Origin of the sequence: Kineococcus indalonis (assembly GCF_009906395.1) — a bacterium.
GTDB lineage: Bacteria > Actinomycetota > Actinomycetes > Actinomycetales > Kineococcaceae > Kineococcus > Kineococcus indalonis.
This window is the reverse complement of the sequence record NZ_JAAALM010000814.1, coordinates 1-1,184: the sequence shown is the minus strand read 5'-3', so window position 1 is coordinate 1,184 and position 1,184 is coordinate 1. Positions and strand designations below refer to the sequence as shown.

Annotated in this window: 1 protein-coding gene; it reads right to left on the bottom strand. The window is 83.1% G+C overall.

Translation table 11 applies throughout. The features are described from left to right. On the bottom strand, positions 1-1,116 hold a 1,116-nt coding region (locus GTR00_RS21295; RefSeq protein ID WP_205706362.1), incomplete at its 3' end, for a glycosyltransferase. Positions 1,117-1,184: the final 68 nt, after the last annotated feature.

Below are 1,184 nucleotides of genomic sequence, written 5' to 3'. Positions count from 1 at the left end.
CGCCAGCAGCGCGTCCACGGCCCCCGCCAGGCCCGCGGCGTCGCCCACCGGCACCAGCAGCGCCGCCGCCCCGGTGACCTCCGCGGTGCCGCCGGCGTCCGTGGCCACCACCGGCACGCCCGCGCGCAGCGCCTCCTGCAGGAAGACCGGCTGCCCCTCCCACGCGCTGGCGCTGACGACCACGTCGGCCGAGGCCAGCAGGTCCGCCACGTCCTCGCGCGCGCCCAGCAGCCGCACCGGCAGCCCCTCGGCCGCCACCCGGGCCGCCAGCGCCGCCCGCAGCGGCCCGTCCCCGGCCACGACGACGCGCGCGGGCCGCCGCAGCAGGCCGGCGGCGTCCAGCAGCACGTCCAGACCCTTCTGCGGGGCCAGGCGGGCCACGGCGAGCACCACGGGCTCCCCCGGCGGCAGCACGGGCCTGCCCGGCGGCAGCACCGGCGCCGGCACCAGCGCCCGCACCGCGCGGCGCGCCCCGGCCGCCCGCGCCTGCTCCAGCAGGTCCCCGGAGACGGCCAGCACGACGTCGGCGGCGCGGCAGACCGCGTCCTGCACCGCGCGCCCCAGCCGCGCCCGCGCGCCGGCGCCCAGGACCGCGTTGTGCAGGGTCACCACCAGGGGCGGGCGCGGGCGCAGCGAGCGCACCGCCAGGGCGGCCACCAGGCCGGCGCGCACGCCGTGGGCGTGCACCACCGCCCCGCGCGCCGAGGGGGCGCGCAGGACGGCGCGCAGCCGCAGCGCCGCGCGCGCGTCGCGCACCGGGTCCAGCGAGGCGCCGATGCCGACCTCCGCGGTCGCCGCCGCGAACGCGAAGCGCTGCAGCGTCTCGGCCGGGGCCGCCACGTGCACCGCCCGGCCCGCGGCCGCCAGGCCCGCGCACAGCTCCGCGACGTGCCGGCCCACCCCGCCGGCGCTGGTGCCCAGCACCATGACCACCGGCTCGCGCTCCCCGTCCACCCGCACCTCCCCGTCCACCGCGTCGTCCGGCCCGTCGTCCGGCCCGTCGTCCGGCCCGTCGTCCGGCCCGTCGTCCGGCCCGTCGTCCGGCCCGTCGTCCGGCCCGTCGTCCGGCCCGTCGTCCGGCCCGTCGTCCGGCCCGTCGTCCGGCCCGCGCCTCACGAGCGCCGCAGGACGCGCCCGGCGGCGCCCGTGAGCGCCCCCAGCTCCCCCGGCGCCAGCAGCCGGGC